This window comes from Roseateles sp. P5_B10 (assembly GCF_056400485.1).
This window is the reverse complement of sequence record NZ_JBFULE010001709.1, coordinates 1-542: the sequence shown is the minus strand read 5'-3', so window position 1 is coordinate 542 and position 542 is coordinate 1. Positions and strand designations below refer to the sequence as shown.

Annotated in this window: 1 protein-coding gene; it reads left to right on the top strand. The window is 69.9% G+C overall.

Annotated features, from left to right (window positions below; translation table 11 throughout):
• Window positions 1-100: 100 nt before the first annotated feature.
• A partial coding sequence (locus tag AC1DU6_RS35470) for a DUF1549 domain-containing protein (RefSeq protein WP_477863287.1) occupies window positions 101-542 on the top strand: 442 nt, incomplete at its 3' end.

Below are 542 nucleotides of genomic sequence, written 5' to 3'. Positions count from 1 at the left end.
AATCTGCCCTTCTTTTGGCCCGATTCGCGCCGTTTTCGCTGGCGCGTTTATTGCGCTGACCCCTTCAGTTCCGTCTTTGCCATTTCCCCGGGAGACCTACGTGCCCAAGTTCCGGATCGCCCCTCTTGCTCTCGCCGCCCTGCTGGCCGGCGTTGCCACCCTCAGCCCCGCCGAGGACTACGCGCCGCCCGGCGGCTTCACCAAGGGCAGCGAGCGCCCCTGGTCCTACACGCCGCTGAACACGCAAGTCGCCACGCCGGCCACCAAGGCCAAGGCCTGGGTGCGCCAGCCGCTGGACGCCTTCGTGCTGGCCAAGCTCGAGGCCCAAGGCATCGCCCCCTCGCCCGAGGCCGACCGCCACGCCTATATCCGCCGCGCCACGCTCGACGCCTGGGGCATCCTGCCCACGCCCGAGGAGGTCAACGCCTTCGTCGCCGACAAGTCGCCCAAGGCGCATGAAAAGCTCGTCGAGCGCCTGCTGGCCTCGCCGCGCTACGGCGAGCGCCAGGCGCGCCGCTGGCTGGACCTGAGCCGCTATGCCG